At 41.6% G+C, this 18,419-nt stretch carries 19 protein-coding genes; 1 reads left to right on the forward strand and 18 read right to left on the reverse strand.

Annotation, left to right across the window (positions count from 1 at the left end):
• Positions 1 to 4: 4 nt before the first annotated feature.
• Entirely contained in the window at positions 5 to 754 is a 750-nt protein-coding gene (locus AC1RR2_RS10320; protein ID WP_493222171.1) for an MBL fold metallo-hydrolase, read from the reverse strand.
• A 34-nt stretch (positions 755 to 788) separates the two neighbouring features.
• A complete protein-coding gene (locus AC1RR2_RS10325) occupies positions 789 to 1,142 on the reverse strand; it encodes a DsrE/DsrF/TusD sulfur relay family protein (RefSeq protein ID WP_493222172.1) in 354 nt (117 codons plus the stop codon).
• A gap of 256 nt (positions 1,143 to 1,398) precedes the next feature.
• Here AC1RR2_RS10325 and AC1RR2_RS10330 point away from each other — a divergent pair, with 256 nt between their 5' ends.
• Positions 1,399 to 2,055, forward strand: a complete 657-nt coding sequence (locus AC1RR2_RS10330; RefSeq protein ID WP_493222173.1) for an ArsR/SmtB family transcription factor — start codon at positions 1,399 to 1,401, stop codon at positions 2,053 to 2,055.
• Positions 2,056 to 2,201: 146 nt separating this feature from the next.
• Here AC1RR2_RS10330 and AC1RR2_RS10335 read toward each other — a convergent pair whose 3' ends face one another.
• The 16 genes from AC1RR2_RS10335 to AC1RR2_RS10410 all read right to left on the reverse strand — a co-directional run bounded on the left by AC1RR2_RS10335 (position 2,202) and on the right by AC1RR2_RS10410 (position 18,413).
• The gene (locus AC1RR2_RS10335) at positions 2,202 to 2,477 is read right to left on the reverse strand and encodes a hypothetical protein (RefSeq protein ID WP_493222174.1); all 276 of its coding nucleotides are present in this window, start codon (positions 2,475 to 2,477) and stop codon (positions 2,202 to 2,204) included.
• Between the two features lie 110 nt (positions 2,478 to 2,587).
• Complete coding sequence (locus tag AC1RR2_RS10340) at positions 2,588 to 2,746, reverse strand: hypothetical protein (protein ID WP_493222175.1); 159 nt, start codon at positions 2,744 to 2,746, stop codon at positions 2,588 to 2,590.
• Positions 2,747 to 2,943: 197 nt separating this feature from the next.
• Entirely contained in the window at positions 2,944 to 3,723 is a 780-nt protein-coding gene (locus tag AC1RR2_RS10345) for a hypothetical protein (protein WP_493222176.1), read from the reverse strand.
• Between the two features lie 102 nt (positions 3,724 to 3,825).
• Positions 3,826 to 4,260 (reverse strand): type II CBASS E2 protein, encoded by a 435-nt coding sequence (locus tag AC1RR2_RS10350; protein WP_493222177.1) that lies wholly within the window; start codon positions 4,258 to 4,260, stop codon positions 3,826 to 3,828.
• The gene (locus AC1RR2_RS10355) at positions 4,257 to 5,513 is read right to left on the reverse strand and encodes a nucleotidyltransferase domain-containing protein (protein ID WP_493222178.1); all 1,257 of its coding nucleotides are present in this window, start codon (positions 5,511 to 5,513) and stop codon (positions 4,257 to 4,259) included. Before AC1RR2_RS10355 ends, AC1RR2_RS10350 begins: the two co-directional genes overlap by 4 nt.
• Positions 5,514 to 6,210: 697 nt before the next feature.
• Positions 6,211 to 6,669, reverse strand: a complete 459-nt coding sequence (locus tag AC1RR2_RS10360; RefSeq protein ID WP_493222179.1) for a helix-turn-helix domain-containing protein — start codon at positions 6,667 to 6,669, stop codon at positions 6,211 to 6,213.
• A gap of 240 nt (positions 6,670 to 6,909) precedes the next feature.
• Complete coding sequence (locus AC1RR2_RS10365; RefSeq protein ID WP_493222180.1) at positions 6,910 to 7,494, reverse strand: phospholipase D-like domain-containing protein; 585 nt, start codon at positions 7,492 to 7,494, stop codon at positions 6,910 to 6,912.
• A 152-nt stretch (positions 7,495 to 7,646) separates the two neighbouring features.
• Complete coding sequence (locus tag AC1RR2_RS10370; protein ID WP_493222181.1) at positions 7,647 to 8,603, reverse strand: restriction endonuclease subunit S; 957 nt, start codon at positions 8,601 to 8,603, stop codon at positions 7,647 to 7,649.
• Positions 8,590 to 10,527 (reverse strand): HsdM family class I SAM-dependent methyltransferase, encoded by a 1,938-nt coding sequence (locus tag AC1RR2_RS10375; protein WP_493222182.1) that lies wholly within the window; start codon positions 10,525 to 10,527, stop codon positions 8,590 to 8,592. The genes AC1RR2_RS10370 and AC1RR2_RS10375 overlap by 14 nt, the downstream gene beginning before the upstream one ends.
• Positions 10,528 to 10,626: 99 nt before the next feature.
• The gene (gene tcmP, locus AC1RR2_RS10380) at positions 10,627 to 11,820 is read right to left on the reverse strand and encodes a three-Cys-motif partner protein TcmP (protein ID WP_493222183.1); all 1,194 of its coding nucleotides are present in this window, start codon (positions 11,818 to 11,820) and stop codon (positions 10,627 to 10,629) included.
• A gap of 56 nt (positions 11,821 to 11,876) precedes the next feature.
• A complete protein-coding gene (locus AC1RR2_RS10385; protein ID WP_493222184.1) occupies positions 11,877 to 13,160 on the reverse strand; it encodes a three-Cys-motif partner protein TcmP in 1,284 nt (427 codons plus the stop codon).
• A 39-nt stretch (positions 13,161 to 13,199) separates the two neighbouring features.
• The gene (locus AC1RR2_RS10390; RefSeq protein ID WP_493222185.1) at positions 13,200 to 14,063 is read right to left on the reverse strand and encodes a DUF5131 family protein; all 864 of its coding nucleotides are present in this window, start codon (positions 14,061 to 14,063) and stop codon (positions 13,200 to 13,202) included.
• Positions 14,064 to 14,130: 67 nt separating this feature from the next.
• A complete protein-coding gene (locus AC1RR2_RS10395; RefSeq protein WP_493222186.1) occupies positions 14,131 to 14,358 on the reverse strand; it encodes a DUF6471 domain-containing protein in 228 nt (75 codons plus the stop codon).
• Between the two features lie 142 nt (positions 14,359 to 14,500).
• A complete protein-coding gene (locus AC1RR2_RS10400) occupies positions 14,501 to 15,679 on the reverse strand; it encodes a TniQ family protein (protein ID WP_493222187.1) in 1,179 nt (392 codons plus the stop codon).
• The gene (locus AC1RR2_RS10405; RefSeq protein ID WP_493222188.1) at positions 15,680 to 16,546 is read right to left on the reverse strand and encodes a TniB family NTP-binding protein; all 867 of its coding nucleotides are present in this window, start codon (positions 16,544 to 16,546) and stop codon (positions 15,680 to 15,682) included.
• 7 nt (positions 16,547 to 16,553) lie between these two features.
• The gene (locus AC1RR2_RS10410) at positions 16,554 to 18,413 is read right to left on the reverse strand and encodes a transposase (protein ID WP_493222189.1); all 1,860 of its coding nucleotides are present in this window, start codon (positions 18,411 to 18,413) and stop codon (positions 16,554 to 16,556) included.
• Between the last annotated feature and the right edge of the window lie 6 nt (positions 18,414 to 18,419).

The raw sequence follows: 18,419 nt of genomic DNA on the forward strand, positions 1-18,419 counted from the left end.
GTGCTTACGAGGTCGCCTCAGATGCTATACCCAAATTACTGGCAATCAGACGTTCCATATCGACAGGTCTAGGCGGAATATTGGCAGTCACTGCATCGACAAATGCTTGCTGATCCAGTTCCAGTAATTGATTCCAACGCTTTTCAAAACCGATGGTGGAAGATGGTTTGCCGGAGATATCCGCACCGCAGCTACTTCCTGCCTGATGTCCCGGAAAAATCTCCAAGTCATCCATGCGATTCAATAATTGTGTATGCAAGCTAGTCCACAAGCGCGCTGCCATTTCTTGCTCACGTCCCGCCAGATCTGGACGACCAACCGATCCCACAAATAAAGTATCACCTGTGATTACGAACCACGGCGCTTCACTACGGCGGTAGTCAGAAACCAAAAGACAAATACTGTCTTCGGTATGTCCAGGTGTGTGCAGTACTTGAATGCGCGTATTGCCCGCCATGATGATTTGTTGATCCTGCAAAGCAAGGAAAGGAAAAGTGGTTTTTCCGAGATTGCTTTCATGCAGCGCATAATCAGTACCACATAACTCTGCAAGTTGTCGTCCACCCGATAAATGATCAGCGTGGATATGCGTATCGAAGACTGTTGTAATTGCCACGTTCAAAAGCTGTGCTTGCGCCAGATACCAAGCTTCGTCACCCGCAAGTACGTCTACCGCGACACCTTTACCTTGTCCACCACAACCAAAAAAGTAGGAAATGGACGCATCATCGTTGACTCTTTGTTTAAAGAACATAGCTCACTTTCAAAATCATAGGCAAAATCAGTGCTTAAAATACGAGTACTTTGTCTGACCATTCTGTCCAGTCAGCTAACTCTTCCAAACTACCCCGATGCACACCGTGCGTCAGGTCTTCGGTATTTAACCCGCGCGCATCTAGGCAAGAACCGCAGGCCGCGATGTTGTTGGTATCAGCATGTACAAGGACATGGAGCATCGCTTCAAGATTGCCGTGATTCGCTGCCAGCTTTTGGCCGCTCTTTGCCGTGCTTGCGGCATCGCCCATCAGATATACCCGAACCACATTGCCGTCGCGTTTGCTAAGTGCCCCCGCTAAACGAAGTGCGTTATAGCTTGCTTCGCTCCCATAAGGCGCACCATTAAGAATAAATAGGATGTTCATGTTTCGCCTTTACAATAATTAAACTAACATTCCAACGATCATTAGAATATAATGTACTTGATATGACGAAATGGTGTCAAGCTGAATTTGCTCATGCATTTGCTCATTTATTTGCGCGGGTATTTATTAAGTTCGTGGCGTTCAGATGAGCTGAGTGCTCTGAACGAGCGCGGAAATCCGACTAAATTTAAAGCGATTGCAAAACAAATCACCGTCATAAACGATAAAATGCAGGCACTCTCACCGAAAAAAACAAATGACACAAAACCGCCTTATCAAAGACGCTCTCTATGAGCAAGTTGCCCGTATTGGCAAAGCTGTCGCTAGCCCTAAGCGATTGGAATTATTAGAGCTGCTATGTCAGTCACCCAAAACGGTCGAAGCATTGGCACAAGACGCAAACATCAGTGTCAAGCTGGTGAGCGCCCATTTGAAGGAATTGAAAGCATCGCGTTTGGTTGAGAATGTTCGTCAAGGTAAATACATGATTTATCGCATCGCCAATGACGATGTCGCCAGGTTTTGGGTCACTATCCGACTCTTGGCAGAAGACAGACTTTTTGAATTGCAAGACGCGGTAAAGCAACTCAGCGCGAATACGCATGAGTGGGAAGAAAACAATCGACAAGAACTTTTGCGTAAAGCAAAGTCTGGCGACATTATTGTGATTGATGTCAGACCTGAATCGGAATACCTCGCGGGTCATCTACCTTTTGCAAGATCTATACCCTTAGCGGAACTCAAAGAACGATTGACAGAGCTTCCTAATGATCGTCCTGTCGTTGCCTATTGTCGTGGACCATTTTGTTTTATGTCGTCGGATGCTGTTAGCTTATTACGTGCTCAAGGGATACAAGCTGTCCAATTGCGTGACGGTATTGCAGAATGGAATAAAGAAACGCTTGTGATCTAAAGTTTTAACATGTCAAGATAAGTCCCTCGCTTCGCTCAGCCGAAGACGAGGAACTTATCACCGCTATACTGAACTTGTCCCTGAAGAACGGATCTCTTAGCGATGAATAAAATTGAAGTCACTTCAGTTGAGTAGAGTTTTACTGATTATCGTCCGCTCGACTGAAGCGCCTCAAAATAAGCACGCACTTCATTTCCATACTTATAAATTACTTCTGCAATGTGTTCTTGATTTCCCACATGCATGGAAGTACGTTCTTCAGAGAGAGCCTGGTGACGTTTGTTAAGATTTTGAATTTTTGCTTGATCTTTTTCGGTTGATCTTTCGGCATTAATAATACCCATAAGCTCAGTGATCAACGCTCGACCATTTTCAAAATTCAATCCTTCTTCATGTGTCCAGACTGGTGCTTGTCTTGTCATTTGAGTCTATTCAAAAAATTTCGCGCACGCGAAATCCTAAATCTAATTGCCTTGGAAATTATTTAAATATATGACTCAATTTAATTGCTAAAATTTCTGACTTTAGAATTTTAGTGGTTACTGTTATTAATCCGATACTTTTTTGCCTGTAAATAAGCAAGCATCTTATATTCACGTCTGATACCTTTATATGCACCGATAATTGGCGCAAAAAATTCTCTCGGTGTCTCTCTCGCTGCAATAATAATTTGTTCAATTACTCGTTTCATTTTACGGTTCCCCACAAAAGTCTCACATGTTCATCATTCGAATATAGCACGAAACTGGGTACATAAACCTACCGAAAACTTAGCTCTAAATGGATCTACTTTCACAATTTGCGGAGTCAAATTAATCTTTAGATTTACGGTGAAGAGGGCACCCAGATTTTTCGACGACTATCAGGTCAGTTATCCAAAAAGGGAAATTAGGTACTGCCCAAGCTTTTCTTTATTTTTTCCCATTCGAGCGAGAGACACGGATTCATTTTTTCGAACACGCGGCCTGACTGCAAGATACCGCATAGCGTCTTACCAGTTTCATACTCACCAAATAGATCAATTGCATGCACTTGGATAAGTGCATTTTTTGGATGAACAGAAATTAAAGAAATCATCTTTTGAAACAATTTTTCTGCGCGATTTCTCAACCATTCCATTCTGATCCATTTTGAAATGATAGTTTCGCTAAATAGAAGATGAACGCATATTATTGTCCAATCAAGTGTTCCTTCCCTATAAAAGACTAGCAATGAAAATACACCGGCGCAGAGGAGGACTTTTGCACGTTCAAGTGCCAACATCTTTAATAGAATTGATTTGCTAAAAAAAGCGTTTTCTAAGACACACAAGATAAGGCGTCGATAAGGTTCCTTTTCTTCATTGTTGTAATAGCCGACGGTACGTTCATGAGTAAGTTCAATGTTGAAGACATTAGATAAAAAATCCTTTCTCCTCGCATCTTCCGCCCTAGGAAAAAAATACAGGCGAATGAATATACCAAGTCCAAAAAACACAATGCCGACGATCTCGAAAACATGCTGAAAAAACTGCGAAACAGAAGGATGCGCTTTTTTGTCAACAATCAAAACAGCGATCGATAAACAGACACCGACGTAAAATATACCGTCTGAAATTTTCTCGGCCAATTCTAAAGGCCGATAGTGGTTTTCCCGAATGGGATCTTCACGTTTAAATGTATTACTCATATTTGACCACCTATAAATTTGAAAGTGAAGCTCTCTAATGATTTTGATGCCAGATGGCACTCATATCTAGCTGAATACTAAGACCATATTTTTAGTTAAAGCTTAATCGGGATGAACGCCTCCACCAGCCCAAACACCTGTATATAGCCAATCTTCGAAATACCAAAGCCATTCCGTAGTCCAAGGTATGAACGTATCTGTAAATTTCATTTGCGGTAGCCATTCTCTTTTTCGCGGGTACCATAAACATAACTTGGTACCTTTTCCCTTATGGGTATAGATATGAGGAAGTTTTCTATTCTCAGCAATCAATTCGAGGTCTGGTGACAGGACTATTAACTGTGGAATTCGAGCGTCCGGTGTTACGCGCAAGAGACACTCATAACTTCTTGAAAAGTGACTCGGTGAGGTTGTGAATTTGTAGTGTAATTCGCGCCCAGACCAAATTTTGACCTCAGAATTAGGCAGGTCTAATCGTTTCAATTCGAGTGCTCGTTGAGCCAATGATAAATTTCTTTGTGCAGGATGATTCATCATTTCGATCCGAAAAATGTATGAGGTCGAGCTTGCACACTGATTGGCGCTGAAGCAGCAGCAATTATGGAAATTTTTCCTACATTTTTTAGCCTACTAAATTTGTCGGATTCAATTCGTTGAATTGCTGCAACAGCTCGTTCACCAAAGGCATCTCTGATTCGCTCCAATAAAACATTCATTCCATATCGACCTTCTATCGCTTCGAGCAATCCACGTAAGTCACTAACCAGACGCTCATGCCACCAAATAAATGCAGCTTGTTTCGTTGATGTGTTCATACCGCTAGCAAGGTTGTCGTTTGGAGCAGAAGGATTTTCTAACACCCATTCTTCGGTGCCATCTGGGTAGACGTTTCTTTGAAATGCTGTTGGCATGTCTTCCACAATGTCCAGCATGAGATCAAGCGGGCTAAAGTGTTCATTTATTGCATTTTTGGCGTAACACATCGCCGCCAAAGATGTAATAAAGGTCGAAGACGGTATTAGGTTTTGATCTATGCCTTCCGAAGAAAACGCCAGATTTCGATGCAATTTCATAATCTGAACCAACCGACTCAGTAGGCGGTTGAAAACTTCCTGTGGTTCGGACAATGGCATAATTTCCGCCCTTACACTGTCAAATGTCTTTGTTAGTGCCTCCATCGCTATATAGCGAGGAGAAATTGCAGCAATTTCGTCAAAAAATTTTGCGTACCCCCGTGGGTTAGTGGAGTCATACAACTTCAATTTGCGGTCAGGAATTCTTCCATGCGTATCGCCGAAACGTGTCGCCAACATTGGATCGTCAATAATTGGTGCAATATCAGCGCACATTCCACCTGCATATTCCAATGTGATACAACGCTCCCAACGTTTAATCCCAAGTTGATGCTTATCTGCATATCGACTAAGTGCATCGCCAAGATTTTTTAGAAGCAAAGATGGGCCATTTTCACCGCCATATTTCTGCATTGCACGTCGATCCAAGCGCGCAACAAGGTCAATATCAAAACCGTCTCTCGAATTATTCATTGGTCGAATAATTGTTCCAAGTTGGCGCGATCCTTGAGGGTGAATATGTTGAAGTAAGTCTGAAAATTCGGGGCATTCGGACAGAAAATCACCTGTACTTCGGTAAGAAGATTCCAAAGAATCCAACTGTGTTGCTGTTGGCTCATTGTTTCGCGCTATTGCATCGATAAGATAAAAAAACCGCGCAGATGAATTTGTCGAGATGTGAGCCCTATTTGGAAAAATAGAAATGTTCTTGTTCATTGGAAGCTTTCCTTCCAAATCACCGACAGGCTATTTTTTAATTGGCATAAAGATATTTCGGACGAAATATCGAAAGATGAAGATAAGTATATGCATTTACTCAAATTTTGAGCATTGCACGTAATGACACACTTTGGCATAGGAGTCTCCTTTTAACGCCAAAGCAAAGGTCATTAAATGATCAAAAAGAGCATCAGAAATCTAAAAAAAAGCGGTTGACAAACAAAAATCTCAATCAATAACCGTTAAATTTCTCTTTACTGATGTACTTTCACATCATATAATTTCCTTCGCTGTTAAGAAAAACAAGCGCTCGCATAGGTCCGCCAAGATTCAATGCTAGCGCTTTGACAATGTTTCGAAAGATAACCGGCATGCCATCGGCATTGCCGGTTTTTCTTTTTCTAACGCTACAATTTTAGCACTCAATAACAAAGAGTGCTAACAAAATTAAAAATATTTCCATTTCCCCTAAATAATATCGATTTAAAAGCCATTTGAGGCCATTTTTAGCCGCTTTTTACCATTTGGTATAGTCGGCAATCAATTCAGACCAACACCCCAAAAACACCTTTAGATTACTTTAGACGACTTATGTCATAAACCTTATTTTATCTGAAATATTTATGGCATTACAGAATATACTGTGTATCCAATCAGGTCAACCAATGGCAATTTATTGCTTTTCAGAATCAATCTATTTGTGAAGCCCTCCTTTGCGAGTTGCTTGCCGCTTAATTTCTTTTGCCTTCTCTAGATCAGGAGCAATCGCTTTCAATCGCTCGACTAACCCTGATAAATCGTATTCATTACTGATTTTTCCTTGGTTTGCGGCACGACGTTCAATACGCTTTACCAAACCCGCCTTTTCTAAGTCTGCGATATGGCGTTGAATTTGGCGTGTACTTAGCCCCAATCTATCTTTGAGTGCCTCCTTACTTGGATACGGTTTGCGGTCGTTATCCCACCAAAAATCAGCTAATTGTAGGAGTACGGCTAGCTGAGTTGGGGAAAGGCCTAATCTTTGTTGAGCTTGAAGCAACATCGAAGGAATGATACAAAACCCTAATTTCATCACTTGCTTTCCCCATTTCTTGTCAGAAATGCTGATAGCATCAGGTGTTGTTCGATCAACGCTTTCTAATATTTTTGCCATAACCTCTCCAATTCAGTTTGTAACAATATACTGGGTAAAATGAGGAAACGGAATAGATTAGGACTAGTCAAGAACGACTAATCGGAAGAGGTGTATTTGACTTTAGGGTAGGGGGTCTAGATGTCTTCTAAAGTAATACGCAAATAAAGTACACCAAGCTAATGGCATACCAACTACTACAAACTAGTACAAGACCTTTGTGACCAGTGGGTAAGCGTCAAAATCCGTTAACTCATTAAATTAATATGAGATTTTTAAAGTATTTGCTTGATCAAACCGACTTTGCCAATGCGTCATATATGAAGAGGCTAATTTCGAATTATTCCAAACAACAATAACATTTTCACTATTTGATTTTGCTGCTGCTCTGCTGTAGTTAAAACTACCTGTTTGAACGTGCAATTCGTCAATGATGATGTACTTGTCATGGTGAATCGAATAAATTGAAATTGCCCTGGTCGGAATATCAGCAAGCATCAATACATTCAGCGCAGCCAGACTTGCTTTTGACTGATTACCTTTTTCATCGACAACAACTTTTACATCTACGCCACGCTTTTTCGCTTCTAGTAATGCAGCCACGATTGCAGGAGATGTGAATGAATATGCTGCTAAGCGGATACTAAATGCTGAAGACGAAATCGCCTTTAGCACCAATTTCTCAGCGTTCAACTCTGGCGAAAATGCGCTTTCAATGCAAGTCCCAGAATTAAGAGCGACCAAATTTCCCTCAGCAGTAAAGCACTGTGCGTTTGTTTCATGAAAAAAAACAACACTCATGAAAATAAGCGTTTTGCAAATCAATGCCGGCAATCGATCTATCATTGAATATCAAGCTTTCATATAAAATTTGCACACGAATTCTAGACAAGTCATTTTAGAAAATTGAAGTCACTCAGATCTTTCTCGATTAAAGGCATGACTGTTTGCTATAAAATATATTCCAATATTGAACTCTTAATTCGCATACACGGACTTCAAATTTGCGAGCTATATGGTAGAGATTTAATATATTTCTCCATATAGGCGAAGTCGGGACTGCCATCGTTCAGAACTGGCAATCTAATGATTGACTCTCGCATTCGATCAAGATGCCACTTTCGCCCATAATTGAAACGATATTTTTCCTTGCGGATAATCGTACAGAAAAATAATGCGGTGGCTGACGTCAGCTTGAAATCTCTTGGATACAATACATTCACATCGTCAGTGGCCCAATACGGATCTGGTTGGAAAAATGCTTCAGCAACTGAGCCGTTATAGCTTACGCTGATCGTTCCACCTTCATGAATGGCCTTCTGTCCAACCTTGGCTGTGACGCCATTTGCAGTATCCGAGGCACCTACATAGGGAGTGATTCCAGTGAGCATGTCGGCCTTTGTCAATCGCTGTCCCTTTCTAAGGTCAAACAATTTCTTAAGGGCAAATTCTCTCCACAAACTTGTATTTAAAGGAATTTTTCCGTCAAACTGCGCAGGGGCGTCAGCACCTTGATATCGGTCAATATCAGTTTTCGCTACCCAAGTTGGAATTATTTCTTGTTCAGGAAGTTCTAGGTCTTTGAGCGTTCTATTCGCCTGACGGCCAAAACCGAATCGGAACCGATTGGCTGTGATGCACAAAACCCACCAGAGCTTTTCCTGATCGGTCATTGCCCGTCTTGGAGTAAGAATCATTACGTGAAAGCCACTGTAATAGGGAAATGGCTGTAAAAACGCGACTCCAGCGCCGCCCTGACCATTAAGTGCGACGGTGATTGTTCCTGCTCGCGCTGGAGCCAAATTCGTAATTGGACTGACACGTGCGGTCACACCGTTGTTTCGGGCTGCGCGCCCGACGAAATTGACCGCATCATGCCCAGACGACTGCTCTAAGCGGTTCAACTCTAAGCTGTGACCATACTCTAAAGTGAAGAGTTCATTAATCGTTGGCACTTGGTACCTCTTGTTCAAGTTCGCCTTCCAAACCAAATAGGCGAAACATCGCGTAGTTCCTCACTACACACTCGAAATCGGCCTGAGTAAGCGTTTGGTAATCCGTTTCCATATAAGCCTCAGCGCACCATTCTTCGGCGGCAGACACTACCTGCATCACACTTTCGCCAGCGTGAACTTCACGGTTTCGATATAACTCCACCCATCGGTCACGAATCATAGCCCAAGTATCATTTTGGTCAATGCGGCCTTTGTGCTTGGTTTTTAAGAAGCCGTCATCACGCCAATAACCAAACCACGTCTTCCGATCTGACTTTGCGTGAGGTTTACCTGCAATCCAGACCATAATGCAGGTGACAGTACCTACAGGATAGAAAAGCTCCTGCGGCATCGACATCACCGCGTCTAAAGTATGATGCCTCATCAATTCTTCACGCACCGGATTGGCTGAAATAGCACACGACATTGGGACGATAGCTATGCCAATAGCACCGGGCACCAAGCAGTCAAGCATCTGCTTCACGAAATAGAGCTCATGCAATTCAGCATCGCTTTTGGACTGGGCGTAAGGCGGATTGAGCATGCCTACATTAGGCTTCAATTTTTTTACTGCCTTAATAATGGCATCATCGAAGCAGCTTGCTTGGTGCAAATTAGCCTTTCCGTCTCCCCTTAAAATCATATTCGATGCAGCCAAGGCAAACATCTTGGGGCTATTTTCGATACCAATCAGACGATTTTTCTTGATATCGGTTCGCTGTTCTTCAGTAACAGCTTTTCTCAGCATGTGCTGCATTGCAGAGATGAGGAAGCCGCCTGTCCCTGCACAAATATCTAACACCTTCGATTCTGGACCAACATTAGCAATCAAGGAGAACAATTCGGCGACATGGCGCGGTGTCAAGACAATTCCCAATGCTTTTTTGTCGCCAGCGGTGTATTTCAAAAATTCGCCATAAAACTGTCCCACAACATCAAAATCATGATAAACGTTGATGTATGGCCATACGTTATCGCAAATGCGTGTAATAATTTCTTTAAAAACTCCATCTGGATACTCTTTGGCTGTTTTGCTATCGGGTTTACCAAGCACAGGATGCACAGCGATTGTTGAATAGGGCTGAAGCATTGTGTCCTTCTTGGCTTGCGGTATTTCAGCCTTATCCAGTTCCTTTTTGATTGCGCCAAGCCATGCATCTTGTAGATCTTCAGCGGGTAAAGCAGAGAATGTCTTCATGAATGGCAAATTCATCAGTGCAATCAATGTTCCGCTCACCAATAGCGGTTTATCTTCTTCAGATACCTTTGCTTTCGTCCAAATCAGTTCGTGAAGCTCCCTAGAAAAAGCTAAAAGATCAGAATGGCGCTTCTTAGCCACATCTGGATCGAATGAAGACAGACGGTAGTAGTCATCGTATGGAAGAATATCCGTGACACACATCCCAGACTCATTGGTAAGGTTCTTTGTTTCGACCGTACCAGCTGGAATTAAAAAATTAGATACCTTAAGGGAACTAGAGGTTGAGCCACTGACAGCAACAGCAACGACTGTGTAATGCTTGGAAAGATGTTTGGCATAGTGCAAGACACCATCAACTGCGAAATCAACCGGCTTTCCCCTAGTGGGACTTTCATGTTTCTTTACGTCTGGCTTACACTCAAACACAATTAGAAATGCTGTATCCCTTCGGTTCGATATAATAAATTCAGGATAACCCGCATTGCCTTTGGCATTTTTGCTGGCTTTTGAAAGTAGTGATCTAACCTTAGCAATTTCCGACTTTTGCTCTTCTACCGTGATACCGTTGTCGGGTTCGCTGTAGCTTAAGGCTCGCAGTTGATCACGAACTAAATTTTCAGTGATTTTCTCATTTCGGCTTTGCTTGGTTTGGCTTGGTTTGACTTTCAAAGTATTTTTCAGCATTTTGACTTTTCAATTTTTTTCCCACGTTTACACAACTAATTCCTTCCATGCTCACTAGCATTGAAAGTAAATTATCTAACTTCTTGACGTTTCTATTTACTACATTCGTCTCAATTGTTCGCTCTTTTCATAATTTATAAAATTTTTCCTTCGGCGTGAAATATTCACACCTGGAATTGTCACGACATTTTTGTCAATTAAATTTTTGATTGCAACTTGAAGCTCTGATGGGTAACAATTTGTTTTACAAAGAATGCTGGCGAATACATCTCGATTCATAGTGATCGAGTTATCTTTAAAAAGGGTTAGTACATAATTTCCGACATGTTCTAAATCTGACCCACCAATCATTTCAATCTGATCAGTATCAATACCAAACAAATCATCCATTCCTTTGTTCGCATTATTTTTTTCAAGTTTCGCCGCCGCTCGAACCGTGTTTTGAATGCCATCCAAAATTTCTGATTGCTTCAAAAATTCAATAACTCCTAGTGGATGGCGAGTAATATATAAAAGATGGTATTTCGTTCGATCCCTCAACGGATCGAGGATAGTGACATAGGCGGACATCGTTCGAAAATTATTAATTTGTGATCGAGAAGTCACGGCTAATCTAAATTTTTCTAGTAAGAAGCGTTCTCGCTCAGTCGGTTCCTGAGGTAATAGATCAAGATTAATTGCGCCATCAAATAGCTCTGAAATCTGTTTTTTCAAATCCGGCATTGACACTGTACGGTTCACAAAGTCGTACATAAAATTGATCAAAAATTCACTATTAGGCCTATTCAATAGGGCTTCAAGAATATTTGGTCGAACAGTAAGCCATCCTTTTGGATCAATAAAGAAGAACGCAAAACTGTCAGAATGAAGCATCGTTAGCAGTACTGGAATCTGTTCGACAAAGTCACCATTAATAGCCGTTGTCGTTACATTTTTTGGGGAGCTTTCAAGAAGAAATTTCTTTAAACGAGCAAAAGATTTGGGGTTTTGTTCAACATAGATCGCTCTAAATTTTACTGAGTGACCAACTTCAGCCAAATTAACTTGGATTTTTTCAAGAAGCTTTAAAGAAATCGCAATTGAAGTAGAAGATAAGTCTTCACTCTCGTCTTGCCATGGCCCAGAAAAACAATCGACAAACGCAACCTCACTCAGCCCCAAATTGCTCGCATTCCATCCAATTATGTAAAGTAACCTCTCAAGATACCCTTCAAGTAAGAGATGCTTTATGTATGCTTGCTCTCGTCCGCGATATGCTGTTGGAATAATCTCGTGTGGTGCGAATAGTGTCATAAGTGATCGGTACAATGAGTTCGGGATTTCACCCACGGATGTACAATGTTTTTCGTTTAACCAAACAAAAATATTGATTTTTGTCTATTGGGAATTAAGATGTCGTTCTGATGGATAGCACTCGCTTTTATCCTAGCGCCACCGTCTGTTTTCAACGCACATAGATCTTTAGTCCTAATATGTTCGTGCAGAGCTTCGCGGACAATATCCGACGTCGCATTCGTCTGGTTTGCAATATTTTCCAGCAATTGAATAAAGGGAACACCATCTTGTTTATCATAAATAATCTTGGGCAAATATTCCTGAAGTGTACCTATACTTGCCTTGCGCAATGGTTCGTCAAATGCAGCCGTAGCGCCAAAGTTAAAGCCTGATTGACCAGTCACCTGTTCATCTTGGTTCGCTTGGTAGCCAAGCTGAAAAAGACCTGGCTCTAGACTATGCCCAAAACTATTTCCGTGCTCCCAATGCACTTCTTTCATTACGTCATTCGCCTTATAGGCATTTGATAAATGAACCAGCCAGTAAGACCATGGGTTATTTCCTCTGGGAGTAACAAAAAACAAGGTCATGAATCGCGCTCCACTTGCTTTCCAAATTCCTAGCGCAATTTGTCGCTGAATGATTTCACGCCATCGTGCCTGTGCTTTTAACCGAGCATATCCTCCCCAATCAATGAATTGTTCAAGACCGATTTTTCTGGTGATTTGATGAAACTGATCGCTATCTGTTAGAAATGCCAATAGTGAATCAACGTTAAAAGTCAAAATAACTTCGGCACCTTGAAGGGTACTCATTATGTTTTTAATTGTCGACATCTTGATGTCATCATAGGCATACTGGTCGAGCAAAAAAAGTACTCGTTCGCCGCCTTTTCGTTGCTTCGCCGAATTCACAATAGAGCCGCAAACATTTTCGAAGTCATCACGATAAAGCGCAATATCTTTACCGATGCGAGAGTCATAGCCTTCGCCACTTAAAACGTATTTAAGATGTGCAAAATTTGATTGGTTTAATTCAACAAAATGGTAGTGAGCATCAACTTTACGATTGGAATGTATTCGTTTCAGATTTAATTGTGCTTCTGCTTCCTGTACAGTTTGCAGTAGCAGTAATGGAGAACCTAAGGCTAAATTATTTCCATCTGCATAGATTCCTCCACCAGCGAAGCCATCAACAAGAGTTAACTTAAGACTGGGCATTCGCTCATTTGCCATCAACACAGCAATATAGCGCCGCAAATAATCAGTCACTAATTGATGTTTTACCTTGCTATGCGGATCAAGTGATGGCGGTGCTGCGCCAATTTTCCAATTCCATTTATCGTCTTTTTTTGCCAAGTTGCAGCCCCACTTTAAAGAGAATGCACTACGTTAAAGTCATAGCGATAATTCTGGCACCTGATCCCAAGTTGTACCGCCCAGCTCTCGCCCACCTTTGGTTTTCCCTACTTTTACTAAACGAATTAACGCACCATCACGGCCAATTACCTCAATACGCTGTGCCCTTGCAGAAATGCCCTCTGCAATAAGTTCTTCAGGAGCCCAATGACCCCACTGCTTAAAATGAAAAGGAACGCCTGCTTCTCTGCACTGATCCCTAATACTTTCTGGCCATGCAGGATTCATGGAGCGCGACTCTGGACCACTTTCGCCACCTGCTATAACCCAATTAATTCCTGCATGTTGAGATCCAGGAGATGCTAGCCACGGCGCTAAGTTTAATGGACCTAATAGCGGTTCAGCGGAAACAAAGCGTACCACGACATCGTGTTCAAGCAAATGCTCAACACGCTTTTCCAACCATAGTTGATTCTCGGTACTTGTACCCAGCCAAATGTTTTGTGGCCATTTTCCACTCCAAGGAGCCAATTTGCGGACATGTCGAATTCGTTTTGTCAGTAATAACCAATCCAGATTGGGAGTCGCCTCGATGAGCCCCCAAAGTCGTTCCCTTGTCTCGTTTAGATCAGCTCGGTCTTCGAATACATCTGCCATTGATGCACAAAACACTCTCCGCCGTTCGCCTGCCTTGGCCGCTTCTTTGTCCCATTTCAAAGGTTCCTTCCAATGTGCCTCAGAAAAGAAGCGTCTCGGCGCAGCCTTACCCCATAGTTCATCCATACCAACACGTTTCGCCCACGTCTCAGCATAACAATGCTTACAAGCGGGCGAAATACGTACACAACCCCACCACGGGTTGAATGTATGATGTGTCCACTCAATCTTGCTATTTACGCCCATATAATTCTCCCTCTCGAATAAACACTGTATATAAATACAGTATAACTACAATGTTCTATTCGTAAATTTATTCGTCTTCTAAACGTATCGATGATTTACCAAGTGCTTTCATACATTGCATAAAAAATATGAATGTAAATGCTCCTCGATTAATTTTATTCGCCAAACCTTTATAGCTTTCATCAACACCGATGGCAGCAAGGCGCTTCACTAGTTCCTCATATCCGATCCCAGATCTTTTGATTTCTGCTTTCAGGATATTGGAGGCCTTATTTGTCCAAGCTTGTTCGAACATTGAAACTCCACTCACGTATATTCACCATATACGTTGATTATTCAATGATTTCGAGAAAATATCTATATATTCAAGTAAATATCCATATTTATGTTGAATTATCACCACTAAACTTCAATAGTGTTTAAATGTTACCAATTAGTTATGATTCAGAAAAAAAGGCAGCATATCGTTTGAGTACTCTCTTATTTATCCAAGAGACGCCAAGAACGCGTGCTAACTCACCTTTGCGGAATGTACCTTTTGTTCGAATCAAAAAATCTACCGCTGACTGAATTTCAGCAGGTGAAGGTGCATAAAATTTAAAGTTCAAATTTTGATGTATTGGCTCCCAAAGCCAAAATGGAATATTGGAAACACGATTTTTACTTTGATCAAAAAGGTATGAACTACTAAATCGACGCTTCTCACAAATAGAAACAAACCGATTTGGCCAATCTTGAATTAACCAGGCAATTAAATTCATAATTTTGTAACGAACTTCAATGGGTAAAGATTCAAATCTCCTATTTTTTGTCGGTAAATGATCAAATTCTTCAAGAAAACCAAGATCTTTAAATTCATTTTGCAATCGATTCGTCCGACGCCGATCCAAAAATAGTCCTGCTATCATCCTTAAGCCACTAAAGGCAAGAAAAGCATCGACTGGCTTGCCAGCTATATTCATCCATCCTCTCGCTAAAGTTCTTTCTAGTACCCACTGAAAATCAAGCAATAATTCAGTTGGGACATCATCAATATCCTTATTTGTAATTCGACTTTGCCTACAACAATGACAGTTCAGTATTGGATTTCCATCTAGCAAATCATTCGTCTGCTTATCCCAACGATCAATGACAACGGGAGCATTACAGGACGGGCACATGTCTAGTAGATGTCGATGATGAACTAAGCAAGTTGTAACGAATGCGAGTCTCCATGAGCGTCTGAAGTAGGGGACATCATCTGTCCCTAAACAGTCGGGACAGTACGAAAAACCTCGTTCACGTTCTATTTGGTCTCTATTACCTAGAAACGAAACCCATGAATTTGCCCCTTTTTTTGTTAAGGCTTTAAACAGTATTCCGTCGTATGGTCGAAGAGTGGTATTCACAACTTGGATATACGGTGTACCCGTATGGACATGCAATGTCTCTAAAATTTCATCTCGCGCGAAAAGATCAACATCACCGGACATTACTTGAGCGCCACGCCCCCAAGATCGGTAACAAAAACTCTCTAACTTTAATCCTTGGCTCCACGCAAGCCTCACCAGCCAAGAAGACAAGATTTCATCTGGTTGTGGTTTTGGACGAACAAACCATAGATTATCTTGACTCATTTAACCTGGATATCGAGTTCTAGAAGAAGGGCGTCGCCAACCTAATTTCTTTAAATTGTTAGCGCTTAAAGCATCGAGTGAAATTTTTTCCTTCCCCGTTCTAATGGCTTGCTCCGCAAGTAATCTGATTAATCGCATAACTTCGCCAATAGTGCCTTCGGACTCCTCAAGGAGTCTCATCGACATATCCTCGGCGGCTAACGACGAAACTTCATTAAGCATCAATACCTTCTCGACACTTACCAACAGGCGTAAGAATTCTTCACCATATCGCCACTTTGGTAAAAACACTGGTTCAAATCGATTCGCGATTTGCTGGTCTGTTTGAAGTGCATTCAGACCATCAGGTGTTCCAGAAACCACTATCGGGATTTCTAATTCATTTCCTAAATACTTAAGACCATTTAAGAATTTTCTTTGCCTTATTGGTGTACCAGCCAATGCATGTTGAAACTCATCCAGAATGATCATTTTGGTCTGCAAATCTTGAAGAATTTTTTGAAGTCGTCGCAACTTTGCATCCGCTGGCTCCCTTGACGCACCATATGCTTGCAGCCGTTCGAGCAGAGCCCCATACAATCGTGTTTCATCTGGATCTGGTGGTGTTTGAATCATCAATACTGGAAGAATCACTCGATCTAAAGTGGGATCAGGATTCGGCGCGTGACGCCTCAAAAAATTCTTTAGTAACATCGTCTTGCCATTATTAGTTTCACCAATGATGGCTAGGTTGGGCATTCTATGTTTTGTAGGGTGCACCAATAATTGTTCGAGTGTGTTACGAATTTCAATTGCACGCCCATATCCAATCCACGTTGATTCGTGAAGTGTTCGAATGCGTGATTCGTTAGAATGATCCTGATTCATCTGATTCTCAATAACGCTCTATTTCGTCATATGGCTCAATATTAGGTGATTGTTCTGGTATCACCTTTGAATTTGGCACGCTAGAATCACTTGCTTTGGATTCTTCACGAAATTTTTCATGATGCTTTCTCCTGGTTTGTGCCAAGCGGGTTTTACGTGTTGTGGTTTTCGATAACTCTTCGATTCGACGCATTTCATCATATGCTCTGAATATTTGAGTTTCATCAGCATTATTTTTCCCTTGATCAGCGAGAAAGCGCAACGTAGACCGAAGCTCCCAAAGGCTCATCGGTGGTCTACTCGTGTCGCGGTATGGGATCTTGAAATACTTTTCAGCATCAGGATCGAAGAAAAGAAGAAAACTGATGTCACGCGGATCACGGCGAAAAAGAAATTTGCGCTTATTTTTCTTACTTTCGGGGTCAGCAGCACCAACCCAACGACGCAGCACATCTGCGTAGTAGTGAATGCCATCTATGGACACGCCATAATGTTGAATCGTGCGTTCAATAATCGGCAAGAAACTAACTCTCAATGACTCTTCATCGGTGACAAGTGTAATCTGACCTGTACCAATTTCTGTATCAGATCCCAAAAGACCTTCTGTATATCGTTGTATAGGCGCTTTCTTAAGTGCGCTATGTATTTTGTAGTGGTAAACGCCGGCGATCAAAGTAGCCAACCACTTCTCAAATTCATTTAAAGTCATTGCCGCTTTTTTCTGAGAATCATAAACTACCCGCTGATCATGATCAGCAAATGTTGCTCCTGGTAGTGCATGTATTTCAGTTGCAAGTGTCCCCATCAATCGTTCAATATGTCCACCGTAATTCGGAGTCTTTAATTTTCTAAAAATTAGGTTGATTCCTAGATTGTTGCATGCGGTACTCAAAGTCTCTCCGCGAAACTCTTTGGCATTGTCAACGTGAATTACCTTGGGCTTTCCCATACACGGATAACTAACATCCAATCCATTTTTCACTAAAAATTCCTTCTTAGCCAAAATAGCGTTTGCAATGCAAATCCCTGTTCCAAGTATGCCTGGTGGATCGAACGACACATAGTATCCAGCGACCATCCTACTAAAGACATCGATAGCAACCGTAATCCAAGGTCGTCCAATCGCGACGCGATGCTCTTCATCGACAAGCATCACATCTAAAAAAGTATGGTCGATCTGTATTACTGAATATGGATAATCGACATTTGGAACAGTTCCCTCGGTTAGACGAAAACGTTGTGCAGCCTTCGCACCGCCACGTTTCGTAGCCACTATACTCTGATCAATTTTTTCTATTCGTCCGCGAAAAGTATTGTATGAGGGTATTTGTATTTGTTCATTTCGACACAACCGGCCTAATTCTCGATAGGCATTTCGAATTGTTCGTCTCTGAGTGTTTAACCAAAATTCAAGGATAACTTGACCAATTAATTTCTCGGCTTCAGGCGCAATTTTTGTTGAACCTTTGTCAGATCGCCTTTTTCTCAACAGGTTTGTAACTAAATCACCTTGCTTAAACTCCGCTATCCAACGGTAGATAGTAGATCGATTTACTTGTGCTTTACTGGCTATCTCATCGATATCATTTACGGTATGAACCTTGCGATCAATTAGACGGCTAATTGCAGTGTATTTTTCATACGCAATATTAAATTCATCATCGTCAACTGCATCAAAACTTCGTATGCCCTTCGCACGCACAGAATTTATAAGCTGAAGAGTAGATAGCTCAACTATTTCGTCTTCATTCGAAACAAGATTGCGAATGCTAACTTTTGTTGGCGTTTCAAGACGCTTTACAATGCACCTTGCACCAGCGTTTGTTTCAACCAGTACACCTGGAAATATTTGAAGAATTTGAGTCATATAATT

Source organism: Undibacterium sp. GW821-FHT11H02 (assembly GCF_058808015.1).